General features: G+C 68.2%; 20 protein-coding genes. 6 read left to right on the top strand and 14 right to left on the bottom strand.

What is annotated here, in order from left to right:
- Positions 1-36: 36 nt before the first annotated feature.
- From hpnI to G3T14_RS08745, 3 genes are all read right to left on the bottom strand, one after another.
- Positions 37-1,221: a bacteriohopanetetrol glucosamine biosynthesis glycosyltransferase HpnI gene (gene hpnI / locus G3T14_RS08755; protein ID WP_163641889.1), complete on the bottom strand. Its 1,185-nt coding sequence runs from the start codon at positions 1,219-1,221 to the stop codon at positions 37-39.
- Between the two features lie 168 nt (positions 1,222-1,389).
- Entirely contained in the window at positions 1,390-1,995 is a 606-nt protein-coding gene (locus tag G3T14_RS08750) for an ABC transporter substrate-binding protein (protein WP_163641888.1), read from the bottom strand.
- The gene (locus tag G3T14_RS08745; protein WP_163641887.1) at positions 1,986-3,107 is read right to left on the bottom strand and encodes a flippase-like domain-containing protein; all 1,122 of its coding nucleotides are present in this window, start codon (positions 3,105-3,107) and stop codon (positions 1,986-1,988) included. The genes G3T14_RS08750 and G3T14_RS08745 overlap by 10 nt, the downstream gene beginning before the upstream one ends.
- A 222-nt stretch (positions 3,108-3,329) precedes the next feature.
- Here G3T14_RS08745 and G3T14_RS08740 point away from each other — a divergent pair, with 222 nt between their 5' ends.
- On the top strand, positions 3,330-4,511 hold the full coding sequence (locus G3T14_RS08740) for an amidinotransferase (RefSeq protein ID WP_163641886.1): 1,182 nt from the start codon (positions 3,330-3,332) through the stop codon (positions 4,509-4,511).
- Between the two features lie 195 nt (positions 4,512-4,706).
- A complete protein-coding gene (locus G3T14_RS08735) occupies positions 4,707-5,531 on the top strand; it encodes a MipA/OmpV family protein (RefSeq protein ID WP_246733088.1) in 825 nt (274 codons plus the stop codon).
- On the opposite strand, the gene G3T14_RS08730 is transcribed toward G3T14_RS08735, so the two are convergent.
- The 9 genes from G3T14_RS08730 to G3T14_RS08690 form a co-directional block, all read right to left on the bottom strand.
- Positions 5,501-5,728, bottom strand: a complete 228-nt coding sequence (locus tag G3T14_RS08730) for a hypothetical protein (protein ID WP_163641884.1) — start codon at positions 5,726-5,728, stop codon at positions 5,501-5,503. The two genes, G3T14_RS08735 and G3T14_RS08730, sit on opposite strands and share 31 nt — an antisense overlap.
- A 76-nt stretch (positions 5,729-5,804) precedes the next feature.
- Positions 5,805-6,416 (bottom strand): glutathione S-transferase, encoded by a 612-nt coding sequence (locus G3T14_RS08725; protein ID WP_163641883.1) that lies wholly within the window; start codon positions 6,414-6,416, stop codon positions 5,805-5,807.
- 49 nt (positions 6,417-6,465) lie between these two features.
- Entirely contained in the window at positions 6,466-7,674 is a 1,209-nt protein-coding gene (locus G3T14_RS08720; RefSeq protein WP_163641917.1) for an alpha/beta hydrolase, read from the bottom strand.
- A gap of 161 nt (positions 7,675-7,835) precedes the next feature.
- A complete protein-coding gene (locus G3T14_RS08715) occupies positions 7,836-8,045 on the bottom strand; it encodes a hypothetical protein (RefSeq protein WP_163641882.1) in 210 nt (69 codons plus the stop codon).
- Positions 8,046-8,123: 78 nt separating this feature from the next.
- Positions 8,124-8,609: a response regulator gene (locus G3T14_RS08710; RefSeq protein WP_246733078.1), complete on the bottom strand. Its 486-nt coding sequence runs from the start codon at positions 8,607-8,609 to the stop codon at positions 8,124-8,126.
- Positions 8,610-8,740: 131 nt separating this feature from the next.
- Positions 8,741-9,637 (bottom strand): dienelactone hydrolase family protein, encoded by an 897-nt coding sequence (locus G3T14_RS08705; protein ID WP_163641881.1) that lies wholly within the window; start codon positions 9,635-9,637, stop codon positions 8,741-8,743.
- A 79-nt stretch (positions 9,638-9,716) separates the two neighbouring features.
- Positions 9,717-10,214 carry a hypothetical protein gene (locus tag G3T14_RS08700; RefSeq protein WP_163641880.1) on the bottom strand — a complete coding sequence of 166 codons (498 nt, stop codon included), beginning with the start codon at positions 10,212-10,214 and terminating at the stop codon, positions 9,717-9,719.
- Positions 10,215-10,347: 133 nt separating this feature from the next.
- Entirely contained in the window at positions 10,348-10,842 is a 495-nt protein-coding gene (locus G3T14_RS08695; protein WP_348645238.1) for a DUF192 domain-containing protein, read from the bottom strand.
- Positions 10,843-10,855: 13 nt separating this feature from the next.
- Complete coding sequence (locus G3T14_RS08690) at positions 10,856-11,458, bottom strand: cold-shock protein (RefSeq protein ID WP_163641879.1); 603 nt, start codon at positions 11,456-11,458, stop codon at positions 10,856-10,858.
- Between the two features lie 345 nt (positions 11,459-11,803).
- Here G3T14_RS08690 and G3T14_RS08685 point away from each other — a divergent pair, with 345 nt between their 5' ends.
- On the top strand, positions 11,804-12,805 hold the full coding sequence (locus G3T14_RS08685) for a heparan-alpha-glucosaminide N-acetyltransferase (RefSeq protein ID WP_163641878.1): 1,002 nt from the start codon (positions 11,804-11,806) through the stop codon (positions 12,803-12,805).
- Between the two features lie 21 nt (positions 12,806-12,826).
- Here the strand turns inward: G3T14_RS08685 and efp are convergent, their stop codons facing one another.
- Entirely contained in the window at positions 12,827-13,393 is a 567-nt protein-coding gene (gene efp, locus G3T14_RS08680; RefSeq protein ID WP_163641877.1) for an elongation factor P, read from the bottom strand.
- A gap of 160 nt (positions 13,394-13,553) precedes the next feature.
- Here efp and epmA point away from each other — a divergent pair, with 160 nt between their 5' ends.
- The 3 genes from epmA to G3T14_RS08665 all read left to right on the top strand — a co-directional run bounded on the left by epmA (position 13,554) and on the right by G3T14_RS08665 (position 16,578).
- On the top strand, positions 13,554-14,606 hold the full coding sequence (gene epmA, locus G3T14_RS08675) for an EF-P lysine aminoacylase EpmA (RefSeq protein WP_163641876.1): 1,053 nt from the start codon (positions 13,554-13,556) through the stop codon (positions 14,604-14,606).
- Positions 14,603-15,655, top strand: a complete 1,053-nt coding sequence (locus tag G3T14_RS08670) for a lysine-2,3-aminomutase-like protein (RefSeq protein WP_163641875.1) — start codon at positions 14,603-14,605, stop codon at positions 15,653-15,655. Before epmA ends, G3T14_RS08670 begins: the two co-directional genes overlap by 4 nt.
- Positions 15,656-15,741: 86 nt before the next feature.
- Complete coding sequence (locus G3T14_RS08665; RefSeq protein WP_163641874.1) at positions 15,742-16,578, top strand: YdcF family protein; 837 nt, start codon at positions 15,742-15,744, stop codon at positions 16,576-16,578.
- On the opposite strand, the gene G3T14_RS24990 is transcribed toward G3T14_RS08665, so the two are convergent.
- Positions 16,536-16,799 (bottom strand): DUF3253 domain-containing protein, encoded by a 264-nt coding sequence (locus G3T14_RS24990; RefSeq protein WP_348645241.1) that lies wholly within the window; start codon positions 16,797-16,799, stop codon positions 16,536-16,538. The genes G3T14_RS08665 and G3T14_RS24990 overlap by 43 nt on opposite strands.
- Positions 16,800-16,817: the final 18 nt, after the last annotated feature.

Below are 16,817 nucleotides of genomic sequence, written 5' to 3'. Positions count from 1 at the left end.
AAGGGACGGGTGGGATCGAGGAACTAAAAGCGAAGATCAGAGCGAGGATGCACCAGCATCGTGGCCGAGGCTTCCCTCCGGGATCAGTGTGCCATCTGCAACCACCCGATAATCGTGGCCCTTCCATGTCACCGCCCCCGACACGAAGCTCCATGAGAAGTTCGCAAACGAGAGGATGTCGCGAATCGGCAACAGCCAGTAGGGGTGCGGCGCCAGACCGAAGGCCCGCTCGAGGCGGACGCACAGGACGATCCGGCAGGCGAGCGCCAGGGCGGCCACCGCCAGGGCGCTGGTGCCGGCCCCCGGAATCAGGGCGCCGATCAGGGCCAGCGGGAAGGCGTGGGTGACGATGGAGCCGGCATAGCCCGCCGGATCGACGTTGCGGATGGTGCGGTTCCAGCGGAGTTCATGGCTCCACAGACCGGCGAGATCGGTGTCGACGCAGGTGTGCCCGACGGTGACGGTAGGGATGGCCACGAGGCCGCCCTTGGCCCGCAGGGCCTCGCCGATGGCGTAATCGTCCGCGAGGTCGTCGCGAAACGCCTCGAAGCCGCCGATCTCGGCCAGCGCCACTGTGGTGAAGGCGATGGTGGAGCCGAAGCAGGGCTTGGCGAGGCCGAGCGAGGTTCCCATCACGACGTTGGGCAGGAACTGCACGTCGATGGCGAGGGCCGAGAGATGCGCCCAGATGCCCCGGTGGGCCGGTACGCCATGATACAGGCAGGTGACGCCGTTGATGCCGGGCTGGCCCAGCTCCGCGACGATCCGGGCAAGGTAATCCGGCTTCACCACCATGTCGCTGTCGGCGAGCACCACCACGTCGTGCGCGATCTCGGCCGACATGTTGATGAGGTTGGAGACCTTGCGGTTCGAGCCGTGCTGGCGCGCGTCGATCACGAGGTCGAGGCGCAAGTCCGGATGCGCCTGGATCAGGCGGCGCACCACCGGAATCGCCGGATCGGTGACGTTCTGGACACCGAACACGATCTGTACCGCGCCGGCATAATCCTGGCGGCAGAAGGTCTCGAGGTTTTCGAAGAGGTTCGGCTCGATGCCGCAGAGCGGCTTCAGCATCGTCACCGACGGCAGCACGGCGTCGGCGGATAGCGACGGCACCGCCTTGCGCACGAAGCGTCCCGCGAGCACGGCGGCGGCGAGGCCATAGACGCACCCTGCCAGCGCGAGCAGCAGGAAGAGGTGCGAGAGCCAGGTCAGGTCCATGGAGAGCATCGCTCGGTCACGGTTCTCGTGAGAGTGCCGCGGGATGAGCGGCGCGAAAGGCGGACGGGTCGGGAAGCGGTGGGCGGAGACTTCGGACGAACAGACTGGGACGGGAGGGCTTGGTACGGTGCCGGTTGTCGTCCGGTGGCGAGGGTCTCTCGCCCGACTTCAAGGCGCCGGTTTGACGGCGAGCATGCCGGCGGTGCGTTCACGCATGAATTTCAGCAATCCGTCGGCACCGCCGGCCTTGAGCGGGTCGGCGAAGCTGGCGCGCATGCTCGCGATCTCGCTGACGGTGCCGTTGAGATACACGTCCTGGACGGTGTTGGCGGGACCCACGAGGTAATCCACTTGCGAGCTGTCGCCATCGGCATTGGCCACGTCGGTCTGGACCACGCGGTTGGCGCCGCGGGCCTCGCTCTGCGGCTTGACCTCGAACTTGCCGCCGATGGCCTGCGCCAGGCGGGTGGCATAGGTGGCGGTGAAATAGCGGCCGAACGCCTCGGTGAGCGCCCCCTGCTGCTCGGGCGTGAAGCCCTTCCATTTCGGGCCCACCGCGACGCGGGCCATGGTGGGAAAATCGAACGTGGTGTCGAGGGTCGGCCCGATGGCGGCGGCCCTGTCCTTCACCGCACCGGGTCCGCTCTTCAGCGCCGCCTCGAAGCTCGCGTACAGAGTCCGCACCGACTGTACCGCCGGATCGTCGGCCGCGTGCGCACCGACGCTCAGCAGCGCGCTCGCGAGGCCGACCATGAGGAGGCGGGTCAGGCGCACTTCTTGAGACCTTCGATCTCGGTCGGGCGCAGCCCGATCACGGCGCGGTCGTTCGCCGAGCCGTAGACGGGTGCCAGCACCGGGAAGGCGTCGGCGGGAAAGCCGTCGCGACGAAGCCCGAGATCGCTCTCCTGCGCGTTGGCCGCCTCGGCTTCGGCGCCGTCCTTGCCTTCGAGGGCATGCCAGGCGATCAGCCCGGGAACACCGACGAGGAGATCGGCGAGCCGCTTGACCAGCGAGAGAGCGAGGGCAGCCTCGGCCGGGATGCCGAACACCGCACAGAGTGCGATCAGGCCACCCTCCTGGGCACCGAGGGCGCCGGGTACGGCGAAGGCCGCGCCGCGCACCGCCTGCGCCAGGCTCTCGATCACCAGGGCTTCGGCGAAGCTCACCGGATAGCCCATGAAGTGCAGGGCGACGTAGACCTCGGCGGTGCCGATCACCCAGCCGATCAGGTGGACGCCGATACCGCCAGCGATCCGGCCGGGATGGCCGTAGAGGCGCTTCAGGTTCTCGTACAGCACCTCGATGGCGCCGAGCGCCCGCCATTCGCGCGCGGCGGCGAACCGGCTCACGAGGGCCTGGATCAGCTTGTGGCCGCTCCGGCGCTGGATCAGGTAGAACGCACCGAGCGCCGGGGCCGCGATGGCGAGGCCGCCGGCCACGGTGCGGACGATGGGACCGTCGCCCGCGAGCCAGGCCAGCAGAACCACGCCGGCCACCGTGAACAGGAACTGCGTCACCGCCTGGGTCATCAGGTCGACGAACATGCTGGCGCCCGCGAGGCCACCGACGACACCGCGCTTGGTCAGCAGGCGCGCGCCGACGAAGTCGCCGCCGACCTGGGCCACCGGCAGCAGGGTGTTGATGCCCTCGCGCACGAAGCGCAGGGTCACGCAATCCATCAGGCTCGGACGACCGTCTTTCGGGAAGATCACGAACCAGCCGAGACCGGCCCAGGCCACCGCGACGGCGCGCGCCACGACGACGACAAGGGCACCCCATCCGGCGCTGACCACGGCCGCGGCCACGTCTTCGAGCCCGGAGGACAGGAACAGTCCGACGACCGTGCAGAGACCGGCGATCAGAGCCAATGTCGTCAGACGCTTCATGGTCCCCTTTCGGCCCGGCAGACGGATGATTTCCGAAGAAACCCCGCCGTGGTTCCGGCCCAAAAAGACTGCCGGAAGCGGTGGATATCCTTCGAAGTTGCAGCTTTGGAATCCGTTGTCTATCACCCGATAGACACAGTGCGGACATAAGCGGCAGAGGGCTGAGCGCCCGAAAAGCAGCCGTGCGCAAGGGCACAAGGGCAAGGGTCAGGAAACGTAGTGATGGACCGCGAAACACACATCACGGCAGAGCATGCCGTGCGCGATGACGGACATGCCGACCGGTATGCGTCGGGCGGATCGGGCGCGCCGGGCGCACCGGCACCGAAATCACCCGTGATGGCGTGGAACGAGTGGGATCCGCTCGAGGAGGTCATCGTCGGAAGTCTCGACGGTGCGACCATTCCGTCACACCATCTCACCGTCATCTTCAACCTGCCGCGGGCCGCCCAGCCGTTCTATCGCTTCGCCGCCGGCTTCCGCTATCCGAAGTTCATGAAGACGCTCGCGCAGAAGGAGCTCGACAACTTCATCTCCATCCTCGCCGGCGAGGGCGTGAAGATCCGCCGCCCCGACGCGATCGATTTCTCGAAGAAGTACAATGCCCCGCGCTGGTCCTCGCGCGGCTTCTGCGTGGCCTGTCCGCGCGACCCGTATCTCGTGATCGGCGACGAGATCATCGAGAGCCCGATGTGCTGGCGCTCGCGCTATTTCGAGGGCGATGCCTACCGCTCGCTGTTCAAGGAATACTTCCGCGCCGGCGCGCGCTGGACCTCGGCGCCGCGGCCGCAGCTCACCGACGAGCTGTACAACTACGATTACCGGGTGCCGAACCTGAAGGCCGGCGAGCCGATGCAGTTCACCGTCAACGAGTTCGAGCCGGTCTTCGACGCCGCCGACTTCGTGCGCTGCGGCCGCGATCTCTTCGTCACCCGCTCCAACGTGACCAACCTGATGGGCATCGAGTGGCTGCGCCGCCACCTCGGCCCCGGCTTCCGCATCCACGAGATCGAGAGCCGCTGCCCGCAGCCGATGCACATCGATTCGTCGTTCATGCCGCTGGCTCCCGGCAAGGTCCTGGTGAACCCGGACTACATCGACGTCGAGAAGCTGCCCGCCGTGCTCAAGAAGTGGGACGTGCTGATCGCCCCGCGCCCCGACCCGGTCGAGGGCTTCATGAGCAAGATTTCGATGTGCTCGCCATGGACCTCGATCAACGTGCTCGCCCTCGACGAGAAGAAGATCGTCGTCGATGCCAGCCAGCCGACGCTGATCAAGGCGCTCAAGGATTGGGGTTTCGATCCGATTCCGGCGCCGTTCCTGTCCTATGGCCCGTTCGGCGGTTCGTTCCATTGTGCGACCCTCGACGTGCGTCGTCGCGGCATCCTGAAGTCGTACTTCTAGTCTCGATTCCGGTCGCGGTTCTTCCGCGGCCGGCCCGCTCCATCGTGGCCTTGCCGACACAGCGGGACGCAAACGGATGAAAGCGACGCTTCGCTCGTGCCGTGCGGGAGTTTTGTGTCCATAACCCTCGGGTTGGACACACAGGAACGCTCGATGCCGCTTCGCTCTCTGCCGCTTCGCAGGACGCGCCCCGCTATGGCTGCAGCCCTCGTCGCCGGCCTCGCATCCGGCCAGGCCGCGCAGGCCGCCGATATGCCGGTCATTCAGCCCGGGCCCACCTTCACGCAGGTCGACCCCAGCCTCTGGGTCGTGACCCTGACCGCGAATGTCCAGGCGACGCCGAGCTATCCCGGTTCGGAGACCTATACGGCCATCGGATATCCGTCCCTCGCCATCCGCAGGGCGGGAACGCCGGTGCGGTTCACCGCACCCGACGACGGCGTCAGCCTGTCGCTGTTCGACGGCCCCAACTTCCAGTTCGGTCCGACCGCGCGCTATGTCTCGGGCCGCTATTATGGCGACGACCGGCGCCACCTCTTCGGCCTGCGCGATGCGCGCTTCGCCATCGAGCCGGGTCTGTTCCTCGAATATTATCCTGTCGCTTGGCTTCGCACGCGCGTCGAGCTCCGTCATGGCGTCTACGGCCATCACGGCTTCGTCGGCACGGTCGGCGCCGATGTGATCCAACCCTTCGGCCGGTGGCAGGTCTCGCTCGGGCCGCGCTTCAACTTCGGCGACGAGTCGTATGCCCGCAAGTATTTCGGCGTCTCGCCGATCGAGGCGGCGGTCAACGGCCGGCTCACCGCCTACCGTCCCGACAGCTTCACTACGGTCGGTGCCCTCGGCGCCCTCACCTACGTGTTCGACGAGCGCTGGGCGGCAACGGGCTATGTCGGCTACAACCGCATCGTCGGCTCATCGGCCGGCAGCCCGCTGGTGCAGCGCGATTTCGGATCGCCGAACCAGTACACCTTCGGCATGAAGGTGAACTACTCGTTCACGATGCCGGCCTTGTTCTGAGGTGACTGGCGGCGCAGCGCGCGCCGCCACGCCACGCCCGCGAGAGCAACGGCCAGCCCGTATTGAAGCAGGCCGTTCTCACCGAGGTCGGACGGGGCGACGTGCCATGCGATCGCGAGCCGCGTAAGGCCGTTGAGCGCAATCAGGCCGGCGCAGAAGATCGCGGCTGTGACGAGGGCGGCGACGAAATCGGGCATGGCGGTGCATCCGGCTGTCCCACGGATGCGTCAAGCAAAGCCCGCGCCAGGGTCGGTCGATCGCAGCCCCGCCATCTCACCCTTGCGGTGGACGCGTGGCGATCATCGACGGACGCTGCGCGAAGCGCTCGGACCACGTCGCCAAGGCGGGGGCGCCCGTGCGCCAATCCATCTCCGCGAACCGCAGATCGAGATAGCCGAGCCCGCACCCGATCGCGATCGTGCCGATATCGACGCGCGCGCCGAGCGACGCGGCCTGGACTTCGAAGCGGCCGAGCGCGCCTTCGATCTTGGCCGTCTGCCCCGCGATCCAGGCCTCCGAGCGTTCGGTCTCGGGGCGCACGGTGAGTTCGTAACGGATCAGCAGCGCCGCATCGAGCATCCCGTCGGCGGTGGATTGATCGTCGAGGGCGGTCCAGCGGGCCTCGCCGGCCTTCGGGAACAGGTCGCCCGCACCGAGGGCATCGAGATATTCACAGATGACGCGGCTGTCGGCGCGCGCATGGCCGTCGTCGTCGATCAGCGTCGGGACCTGGCCGAGGGGGTGATGCGCGAGGATCGATCCGTCGCGCTGGGTCGGGTGGGCTGCGCTCGGCAGGAGCGCGATCCGTCCAGCCAGCCCGAGTTCATGGGCGACGACCATGACCTTGCGCACGAACGGCGAGAACGGCGAGTGGAACAGCTTCATCGTGAGGCCTCCGAACCGCGACGGGACGACTCACTTCGGCCGCAGGCGCTCACGGCCGGCGCATCGGCTTGGCCCGCGCCGTCTGGGCCGTTGCCGCGGCCGGGGTCGCCACCGGGGCGGTCGTCCGCGGGGTTTCGAGCACGAGACGCTTGACCGGCCAGCCATCGCCCCAGCGTTCCATGTCACTGAACCGCGGATTGCTCTTCAACGACGTGGCATCGTTTGCGCCGAAGGCCGCCGTGGCCGCGAGGTCGAAGCTCTTCCAATAGGCGAGGTAGTCGAGGCTGTCGGCACGCGCATTGTTGATCTGCGCCACCAGGGTGGTCTGCTCGCCGGTCAGCGACATGTCGGCCGACCACTTGAACGGGGGGGCGGGCTGCTTCGGATCGCGCGGCGGCTCGGGCGGCAGCTTGATCGCACCGGCATCGTAGGCCGCATCGATGGCGGCGGGGGAGGCCAGCGTCGCGGTGAGGGCGGGGAAGCCGTGATCGTCCGAGAGCGCACGCACCAGCAGCTTGCGCTCCTGCGGCACGCCGCTCGCCTCCCGCAACACGCGACGGGCGGCCAGATCGGCGGCGCGCGCATCGCGATCGCCGATCATGGCGACCATCAGGGTTTCGGGGGCGATGCGGGACAGGTCGCGAAGGACGATGCCGCGCGCGCGCGCGTCGCTGGCGATCCCGCCCGGCATGACCGCGAAGACGAGGCGCGGGACCGGCAGGCCCTGCTCGCTCGCATCGGCGGCGATGTTGACCGCCACCGGCGCGCCGGCCAGATGCCCGATCAGCGCGACCTTCGTCAGATTGGGCTTTGCATCGGGATCGCTGGCGAGATCGGCAAGAGCGCCCTTGAGCAAGCGCTCGGCAATGGCGCTGGCGTCCGCCGGCCGGGTCCGGTTGATCTCCTGGAAGCGCGGGAACAGGACAAGGTAGCCGTTGCGGGCGAGGTGATCGATCCAGCCGCCATAGGCCTGCGGGTTCGGGGCACCCCAGGCGTGGAGGAACACCGCGACGGGCCGCCCCTCCGCGGGGGCAGGCCCGGATTTGTAGAATACAAATGTCGCCGCATTGGCTCGCCCGAGCCCGCGCTTGATGATCGTCGCCGAGCGTTCGCCGACGCCTCCCGGGCCCTCGGCCGGCTGAGCCGGCGGCGGAGCCGCGAAGGCCGGATTTGCCGTCGCGGCCAACAGAGCAAGACCTGAGGCAACAAGACCTGCGGCGGCAAAGCCTCCGGCGGAGAGGCCGAGGCGGACTATCAGGCGCATGGAATGCTCGACTTCATCGATCCGGGGCCACGTGAACGCGACCAGTTCGACATAGCAGATCTGATTATCGGTGCGACCGCTCAGAAAAAGACGTCGCTCGGTGCGGTATTAGCGCCGCACTTCGGTCGTCGGACTCACGCCGCAAAGAGGGAAAATCAGACGTCGATGCCCGAACTCTCGCGATGGGCATCGATTAGAGCCGCAAGCTGCATCAAATGATCGGGCTGCGACGCGTCGGTAACGTCATCGTAGAGGACGCGAAGGTCGTTTCCGAGTGCCGACAGCATCCGCGTCTCGGAGAAGACCGTGAGAGACGGCCGCAAAGAGCCGGTCTCTGCTGTCCAGGCACTGGCGGTGGTTGTCATGCTGGTCCCGAACGTGGTTTTCGATCGGTGCCATCCATCGGCCGCCGTTGCGAAGACCTGATCAACGGACGAAGCGCCTCAAGTTTCCAGGTCGCCCTTGATATTTTCCGCGCTGACGCCAGTCCGGCTGAGCGCCGGCGGCGAACCGATCACGTCGAGGCCGGGCTGCGACTTCGGCGGCAGGCCGGCGGCTTCCTCGACCCAGGCGAGGATGTCGGGCGCCCGCCAGGGCTTGGGAATGAAGGTCGCGGAGACGCGCAGGTCGCTTGGCTGGTCGCCGGCATCGCCGGAGGTGAGCAGCACCCGCACCCGCGGCCAGGTCACGCCGATGATGCGGGCCAGCTCGAAGCCGCCGATCGGCCCCGGCGTCCGCACGTCCGAGAACACCACGCTGACCTCGTGGCCCCGGTCGTTGAGGATGGCCAGCGCCCGCTCCGCGGTCTCGGCTTCGATCACCCGGAAGCCCGTCTCCTCGAGCAAAGCCGCCGCGAGGAAACGCTCGTCGGGTTCGTCCTCCACGACGAGGATGACAGGGCGCGTGTCCGACGGATTCACAGCACTCATGGGTTCGGACTGCTCTTCAGGCCAGGGCGGCGTGCCGCTCCTCATGTTGCGTCATGTGTGAATTAACCTGTCAATGTGTCGAACCTGCGGGTCTGTGAGAAAATACCCGCGGCGAATGCATCGCTGAAGCGTCAGGCGACGCCGTTCGCCTTGAGGAAAGCCAGAGCCCGCGCCCAGCCATCCTCCGCATCGACCTTGCGGTAGCTCGGGCGGTAATCCGCGTGGAAGCCGTGCGGCGCTTCCGGGTAGAGCACGAGCTCGACGGATTTTCCCGCCGCCTTCGCCTTGTCGCGCGCCGCCTCGATTGCGGCCACCGGAATGCCGGTATCGGCGGCCCCGTAGAGGCAGAGCAGTGGCGCGTTGATCTCGGCGGCCACGTCGTCACCGGTGCGCGGCTGGATCGCGGTGCGCTCGCCCCCGACCGGGCCGTACCAGGCCACGCCGGCCTTCAGGTCCTTGCGGTGGGCGGCGTAGAGCCAGACCCCACGGCCTCCGCGGCACCAGCCCATGGTGCCGATGCGGGCCGCGTCGCCATTCGCCGCCGAGACCGCCCAGGATGCGGTAGCGTCGAGGTCGGCGATCCATTGTGCGTCCGGCGTCTTCGAGATCACGTCCCGGATGATCACCTTGGCATCGGTCATCGTCGAGAGATCGCCCTGCCGGGCGTAGAGCTCGGGAGCCACCGCGCAATACCCCGCCTTGGCGAGGCGCCGGCAGATGTCCTTGATGTAGTCGTGGACCCCGAAGATCTCCTCGATCACGAGGATGATCGGAAACGGCCCGTTTCCCTGTGGCATGGCCCGGTAGCCCGGCATCGGCCCGTCGGCAGCCGGGATCTTCACCTCGCCGGCCTCGATCCCGGTGCTGTCGGTGTGGATGACCTGCGCCTCCACTGCCGTCGTTGCCAGGGTCAGCCCGGTCATCAAGCTCGTCATCACGAACCCGCGCCGCGAGAAGGGTGGGTTCAGGAGGCCGTCGAGGCCTTGGAGTGACGCTCCGTCGCGCTGTCCAGTGTCGTCGTTCTGCATGATTGCCCTCGCGGTCTCATCGGACACCTAGGGCGTCCGGCCGCGACAACCATGCGTCTTCCATCATCGGGCGCCGGATCTACAGGGCGGCGCTGTGATGCGCGGTCTGCCCGGCGCGCTGCGGCACGGGGCCGTTCGGTGATCCGCCGCGGCGCGCGGCGATACGGGCGTCGGCTGTAGACGGGCGTTTGCGGGCGAGCGGCTTCGATGCCGATACCGGCCGAACCATGTCGGCGAGCGCGACGAATTCATCCGACGCTCTTGCCGCGCCCTGCCCCGCGTTCAGACCGAAGCCGATGGCGAAGGATTGCGCCAGCGCCGGATCGCGAACGATTCCGAACGCATCGAGGGCTGCCAGGAACGCCTCGCGAAACGGACGCAGGCTACACCAGGTCTTCTCGGACAGGTGAAGCGGCCACTCCCAAAGCGCGCCCTGGCGGCGCATGGCGATGGTCTCGCGGGCGACGAAATATCCGGTCCCGGTATGTTCGAGGCCGTCCGCGAGCACGCGCCAATCCGCGTTCGCGAACAGGGCAGCCTCGGGCGCGCATGCGTCGTCGGGATCCAGGTCGATCATGATGTCCCCTCGTCGACGTCATCCGATCGGCGCAGGGGCCCAACCGGATTCGGTTTAGAACATTAAGGGAACACTGGTATCAAACGAATCCGGCGTCAAGGCGAATGTTCACCATGCGTTCGGCAGTGCGGACCTAGCGCTGCTGGAACAGCGGGTGCTCCACCGTGTCGCCGGAGCGGATGCCGAGACGCGCGGCGGTTCCGGCATTGAGTTCGAGTACGGACAGCACGGGCTCGCCGGAGGGAATCACCTTGGTCGAGAGCGGCTCGGTGTCGGCGGCGACCCGCACGATGGTGCCGTTGGCCCGGATGAACACCATGTCGAGGGGCAGGTAGGTGTTCTTCATCCACATCGCCACGGGCGCCACCGCGGCGAAGTCGAACAGCATGCCGTGCTCGGGGGCCATGCTGCGCCGGAACATCAGGCCGCGCGACCGGTCGGCATCAGTGCGCATCACCTCGACCTCGAACCGGTGGGGACCCGTGCGGGTGGTGATGACCAGGGGCTCGACGACCCCCGCTTTGCTGTCCTGCGCTTCGGCGTCTCTGGGCGAGGCGCTCGCCGCAACGAGGCAGAGCAAGGCAGCGGCAAGGGCACCGCGCACATCGCGAAAACGATCAGGAATCACGCAGCGTCATCCGTCAGTGAGAGGCCGGCAGCGTACCGTCGGGCAGGCGGACTTCGGCTGCCATCTTGCCCTTCGAGCCGTCACCATATCGGACCAGAACGGTTTCGCCGGGCTTGAGTTCGGCAATGCCGTAACGGCGCAGGGTCTCCATGTGAACGAAAATATCCGGCGTGCCGTCGCCGCGGCTGAGAAAGCCGAACCCGCGCAGGCGATTGAACCACTTCACCACCGCCGGTTCGAGCCCGCTCGTCGGCGTCACGGTGACGTGGGTGCGGGGCATCGGCAGTTCGGACGGGTGCAGTGCCGTCGACTGGTCGAGGGAGATCACCCGGAACGCCTGCCAGCCACGCGGCCGCTCGGTGGCCTCCACCACGACGCGCGCGCCTTCGCTGGCACCCGGGAACCCGTCCCGTCGCAGGCAGGTGATGTGAAGCAGCACGTCCGCCGTGCCGTCGTCGGGCACGATGAATCCGAAGCCCTTGGCGACGTCGAACCACTTGATGCGTCCGGCCACCTCGATGAGGTCGAGGGGGCGCTGGTCGTCGCTGGTCAGAACGTCGTCGGTCTCACCTGCCGAACGCCGCCCCAATGGGCCTGATCCGAAATCGTCCGACATGCACTCGACCCACACCGAATCACGTGTCGCGATCCTTGACGGGAGATTAACAAAGTCGGGACTCGGCGGAAGCCCGTTTGCGAGTCCCTGCTGCCTTTCGATGATGCAATCTTCGTCGAGGCGGTGCCGGAGCAACAGCCAACCCGGCATGCGCCGCGACATTTGCGTGGTCCGAGGTGCTCTTATGGGGCATCGGGCGTGTCGGCACGCTGCGGTCGAGGCCTCGGCGGATCGCCGCGGAAACGCTTTTTGTGTGAGGCCGCCCGGGACGAAATCACGCAAAGGCGACTTGAGGAAAGCACGGAGCCGGTTCCGTGTTCGTAAAAACGCCTCTAAGGCCGCTCCATGGCGACCCAGCTGCTTCTCCCGACCCACCGACTCTCGCCGATCCGCCCGCGGTTCGATGCCATCGACGCGGTCCGTGGCATCGCCTTGCTGGCCATGGCGAGCTACCACGCGACCTGGGACCTCGGTTACCTGCGCCTGACGCCCGAGAGCTACGCGTTGACGCCTGCGGGCAAGGCGGCTGCGTACGGGATCGCCGGAACGTTCCTCGTCCTCGTCGGAATCGGCCTCGTGCTGATGAACGGTTCCGGCCTGCGGACCCGGGCCTACCTGCTGCGTCTCGCCCGCATCGGTGGAGCGGCCCTGCTGATCACCGTGGCGACACTCTTCGCGTTCCCACAGAGCTACATCTTCTTCGGCATCCTGCATTGTATCGCCCTGTCGAGTGTGCTCGCGCTGCCGTTCCTGCGCCTGCCGATTGGGGTGACGGCTGTCGTTGCCGCGAGCGTCCTCGCCCTGCCCCACTTCGTCTCCGGCGCCGGGATCCTCGACGCACCCGGATTGCGCTTCCTCGGTCTCGGCGTGACCCCGCCACAGACCAACGACTACGTGCCGGTGTTCCCGTGGTTCGGCTTCGTGCTCGTGGGGGTGGCGCTGGCGCGTTTCGCCTTGCCGCGCTTCGCCGGCTCGCGGATCGCCGCATGGCAGCCGACGCGATGGCCCGGGCGGCTCGCGGCGTTCGCCGGCCGGCACAGCCTGGCGGTCTATCTCATCCACCAGCCGGTTCTGCTGGCGCTCCTCACCGGCCTCGTCGCCCTCACGGGTCCGCACCCACGGGCGGGCTTTTCGGATTTCCGCAAGGATTACGTCGCCAGTTGCGCCCGGACCGGCGGCGAGGTGCATGCCTGCCGGATCGCGGCGCGGTGCGTCGCGCAGGCATTTCGCCGCGAAGGCTTGTGGGCCGACGCGCCCCGCAGCTTCACCGTCGTCGAGCGCGTCAAGGCGCAGTCTTTGTCCCAGGCCTGCTACGATGCGGCCGAGGGGTCGGCGCCGCCCCCATGACGAGGCGGCACCGGACGGGCCTCAATCCTTGGCGCGTTCCACGTATGACCCGTCTTCCGTCATGATGACGACGCGGGTGCCGACGGCGACATGCGGCGGCACGGCGGTCCGTACGCCGTTGGAGAGGATCGCCGGCTTGTAGGAGGAGGAGGCCGTCTGGCCCTTCATCGCCGGCTCGGTCTCGACGATCTCGAGGGTGACGCGCTGGGGCAGCTCGATGGTGAGCGCCACCTCGTTGTGCGACGCGACCATCACGGCCATGCCCTCCTGGAGGTAGGGGGCGGCATCGCCGATCACGTCCTTCTGGATCGCCACCTGCTCGTAGGTCTCGGGGTTCATGAAGTGGAAGCCCTCGCCGTCCTGGTAGAGGAAGGTGTGCTCGCGGTCCTCCACGAAGGCGCGCTCCACCGACTCGGTGGTGCGGTAGCGCTCGGACACCTTCACCCCGTCGGTGATACGGCGCATATCGAGCTGGGTGACCGGCGTACCCTTGCCGGGGTGGATGTTCTCGATCGTCAGGATGACGTAGAGCTTGCCATCCTTGTCGACGACGTTGCCCTTGCGGAGCGTAGAGGCGATCACCTTCACGGGGTCAGGTCCTGTTCGTGTCACGAGAAACGGGTGCGTCGCCCCGAGCGGTTCAGCCCCGCGGGAGCGACATTGTGTGCCCGCCACTATCCTATCCGCGGCCCCGTTGCCAGCCGCCGCGCATGACGCTGCGTGGCGCGACCCTGACCGTTTGCGCGGCATGACCCGTCCCTCGCCCTGGTGGGACCCACACCGGCACGCCGACCGGCGCCCCGCGCTGATGGCGCGCAACCGCATCACCGCCGCCCTGCGCGCGCATTTCGCCGCCCGCGATTTCGTCGAGGTCGAGGCCGCCGCGCTTCAGGTCTCCCCCGGCAACGAGGCGCATCTCTCTGCCTTCGCCACCGCGATGATCGGTGCCGACGGGGCGGCGCATCCGCTCTATCTCCACACCTCGCCCGAATTCGCCTGCAAGAAGCTGCTGGCGGCCGGCGAGGACAGGATCGTCAGCTTCGCCCGTGTCTACCGCAACCGCGAGCGCGGCCCCCTGCACCATCCCGAATTCACCATGCTCGAATGGTACCGGGCCTGTGCCGGGTACGACGTGCTGATGCGCGACTGCGCCGACCTCCTGGCGCTGGCCGCCGATCGGGCCGGGGCGCGGCGCTTCACCCACCGCGGCAAGGAGGCCGATCCCTGCGCCGAATTCGAGCGCATCACCCTGGCGCAGGCTTTTGCCGAGCGGGCCGGGATCGACCTCCTCGCCACGATGGCGGCGGACGGCACCACCGATCGCGCGGCGCTCGCCGCTGCCGTGGGCGCCGCCGGGCTGCGGGTGGCCGCCGACGATACCTGGGCGGACCTGTTCAGCCGCGTGCTCGTCGCCCGCATCGAGCCGCATCTCGGCATCGGGCGTCCGACGATCCTGTGCGAATACCCGGTGAGCGAGGCGGCGTTGGCCCGCCCCAGCCCGCGCGACCCGCGTGTGGCCGAGCGGTTCGAGCTCTATGCCTGCGGCGTCGAACTCGCCAATGCGTTCGGCGAACTCACCGATCCGGTGGAGCAGCGCCGCCGCTTCGAGAGCGAGATGGCCGAGAAGGCGCGGATCTACGGAGAGACCTACCCCATCGACGAAGACTTTCTCGCTGCCCTCGCCGTCATGCCCGAGGCCAGTGGCATCGCCCTGGGGCTCGACCGCCTCGTGATGCTGGCCACCGGCGCCCCGCGCATCGACGACGTGATCTGGACCCCCGTCGCCGGAGGTGACCGGTGACCCGCCCCCTGCGCAGTCCCGCCGACCTGTTTCGTGTAGGGCTTGTGAGCGCGAGCGCATTGCCCGCCCTGGAGGCCGTAGCCGCGCGCTATGCCGTCTCGGTGACGCCGGACATGGCCGCACTGATCGATCCCACCGATCCGCGCGACCCGATCGCGCGCCAGTTCGTGCCGCGCGCCGAGGAACGCGTCACCCGCCCCGAGGACGATGCCGACCCGATCGGTGACGCCGCCCATTCACCCCTGGCCGGCCTCGTCCACCGCTACCCCGACCGGGTGCTGTTGAAGCCGCTCCATGTCTGCCCGGTCTATTGCCGCTTCTGCTTCCGGCGCGAGATGGTCGGCCCGGACGGGCTCGGTTCCCTGAGCGAGGCGGAACTGGCGGCGGCCTTCGCCTATATCGCCGCGCGTCCGGCGATCTGGGAGGTGATCGTCACCGGCGGCGATCCCTTCGCGCTCTCGCCCCGGCGCCTCGCCCGCATCGCCACGGCGCTCGGCGCCATCGGCCACGTCAAAGTCCTGCGCTTTCACACCCGCGTGCCGGTGGTCGAGCCCGGGCTCGTCACCGACGCTCTCGTATCCGCCCTGAAACGGTTCGGCCGGGCGGTGTTCGTGGCGCTCCACGCCAACCATCCGCGCGAGTTCACGCCCGCTGCCATCGCGGCGGTGGACCGTCTCGTCGATGCCGGCATCCCGGTGGTGAGCCAGTCGGTGCTGCTTGTGGGGGTCAACGACGACCCGGACACGCTCGAGCAACTGATGCGGACCTTCGTCGAGAACCGGATCAAGCCGTATTACCTGCATCACGGCGATCTCGCTCCCGGCACAGGGCACCTGCGGACCGGGCTCGACATCGGCCAGTCGCTGATGACGGCCCTGCGCGGTCGCCTCTCGGGCCTGGCCCAGCCGCTCTATGTCCTCGACATCCCCGGCGGCCACGGCAAGGTTCCGGTGGGGCCGGGCTACCTGCGCGCGGAGGCCGCCGGGTGGCGGGTCACCGATCCACAAGGCGTGGAGCACGCTTATCCGCCGGTGAGGCCGGTGGCGTGATGCGGTCCCAACCATCGGCTTGTCACCAGACCGCGTCGGGTCCCACCCATGCCGCATCCTCCGTTTTTCGAAGGTAACACCCGCCGATGTTCTTCCCGCTCTCGAAGCTGATCTACTTCGTCGTCACCCCATCGAACTTCTTCATCCTGATCGGGCTTTTCGGCACGGCGCTCCTCCTCCTGGGACGCCGGCGTCGGAGCGGGTTGACGCTCGTGGCGATCGGGGCGCTGGGCCTGTTCGCCGGCGGGCTGGCGCCGCTCTCGGCGGTGGTGGCGTTGCCGCTCGAGGACCGGTTCCCGGCCTTCGTGGCGGATGGCGAGCCGGTGGCCGGCATCGTCGTGCTCGGCGGCGCGGTCGACACCAATACCTCCGCCAAACGCGGTGAATTCGCGCTCAACGATGCCGGCGAGCGCCACATCGCCATGGCCGATCTCGCCCGGCGCTACCCCCAGGCCCGGCTGGTCTTCTCGGGCGGCGGCTCGACGCAGGATGGCGGCCCCAATTCCGAAGCCGGCTTCGTCGGGCGGTTCGCCGATCTCCTCGCCCTGCCCCGCACGCGGCTGATCCTCGAGGACCGCTCGCGCAACACCCACGAGAACGCGGCCTTCAGCGCCGACATGGTCAAGCCGAAGCCGGGCGAGCGCTGGCTGCTGGTGACCTCGGCCTGGCACATGCCGCGTGCGATGGGCTGCTTCCGCCAGGCCGGGTTCGACGTCACCGCCTATCCGGTGGATTACCGCACCGCGGGCTGGAGCGATGCGCGGCGCTTCAACGGCTTCGCCTCGGAGGGGCTGTTGCTGCTCGACCTCGTCACCAAGGAATGGCTCGGCCTCGTCGCCTACCGCCTCGCCGGCTACACTGATGCGTGGTTTCCCGCGCCTCAGGCCTCGTCGACGGCGGTGGACGGCGCGGCGAGCCGATAGACCCCGCGGAAATTCTCCGGATCTTCCACCGGCTTGCCCTTGCGCAGGATCGCGATCTGGCCGGCCTTGGTCATCTGCACGGCGACGCGCCGCACCGGTGGCATCATGGCGCTCCAGGCCTCGGGCTGCGGGCCGCCGATCTCGCGGGCGACCTCCGACGGGCAGATGGTCTTGCCGGGCTCGCGCGCGGAGACGAGGCGCAGGATGGTCTCGGCGATCACCGCCTCGCTCGGTCCCTT

This window comes from Methylobacterium sp. BTF04, from assembly GCF_010692745.1.
Taxonomy (GTDB): domain Bacteria; phylum Pseudomonadota; class Alphaproteobacteria; order Rhizobiales; family Beijerinckiaceae; genus Methylobacterium.
The sequence above is the reverse complement of the archived record's forward strand: the minus strand, read 5'-3'. Positions and strand labels throughout refer to the sequence as shown.

What these genes read in the sequence shown, in the direction of transcription:
- G3T14_RS08725 (WP_163641883.1), bottom strand. Translation starts at nt 6,416, where the DNA reads ATGAAGCTGTTCCACTCGCCGTTCTCGCCGTTCGTGCGCAAGGTCATG.
- epmA (WP_163641876.1), top strand. Translation starts at nt 13,554, where the DNA reads ATGACCCGTCCCTCGCCCTGGTGGGACCCACACCGGCACGCCGACCGG.
- hpnI (WP_163641889.1), bottom strand. Translation starts at nt 1,221, where the DNA reads ATGGACCTGACCTGGCTCTCGCACCTCTTCCTGCTGCTCGCGCTGGCA.
- G3T14_RS08685 (WP_163641878.1), top strand. Translation starts at nt 11,804, where the DNA reads ATGGCGACCCAGCTGCTTCTCCCGACCCACCGACTCTCGCCGATCCGC.
- G3T14_RS08735 (WP_246733088.1), top strand. Translation starts at nt 4,707, where the DNA reads ATGGCTGCAGCCCTCGTCGCCGGCCTCGCATCCGGCCAGGCCGCGCAG.
- G3T14_RS08710 (WP_246733078.1), bottom strand. Translation starts at nt 8,609, where the DNA reads ATGAGTGCTGTGAATCCGTCGGACACGCGCCCTGTCATCCTCGTCGTG.
- G3T14_RS08665 (WP_163641874.1), top strand. Translation starts at nt 15,742, where the DNA reads ATGTTCTTCCCGCTCTCGAAGCTGATCTACTTCGTCGTCACCCCATCG.
- G3T14_RS08715 (WP_163641882.1), bottom strand. Translation starts at nt 8,045, where the DNA reads ATGACAACCACCGCCAGTGCCTGGACAGCAGAGACCGGCTCTTTGCGG.
- G3T14_RS08690 (WP_163641879.1), bottom strand. Translation starts at nt 11,458, where the DNA reads ATGTCGGACGATTTCGGATCAGGCCCATTGGGGCGGCGTTCGGCAGGT.
- G3T14_RS08745 (WP_163641887.1), bottom strand. Translation starts at nt 3,107, where the DNA reads ATGAAGCGTCTGACGACATTGGCTCTGATCGCCGGTCTCTGCACGGTC.
- G3T14_RS08740 (WP_163641886.1), top strand. Translation starts at nt 3,330, where the DNA reads ATGGACCGCGAAACACACATCACGGCAGAGCATGCCGTGCGCGATGAC.
- G3T14_RS08705 (WP_163641881.1), bottom strand. Translation starts at nt 9,637, where the DNA reads ATGCAGAACGACGACACTGGACAGCGCGACGGAGCGTCACTCCAAGGC.
- G3T14_RS08700 (WP_163641880.1), bottom strand. Translation starts at nt 10,214, where the DNA reads ATGATCGACCTGGATCCCGACGACGCATGCGCGCCCGAGGCTGCCCTG.
- G3T14_RS08730 (WP_163641884.1), bottom strand. Translation starts at nt 5,728, where the DNA reads ATGCCCGATTTCGTCGCCGCCCTCGTCACAGCCGCGATCTTCTGCGCC.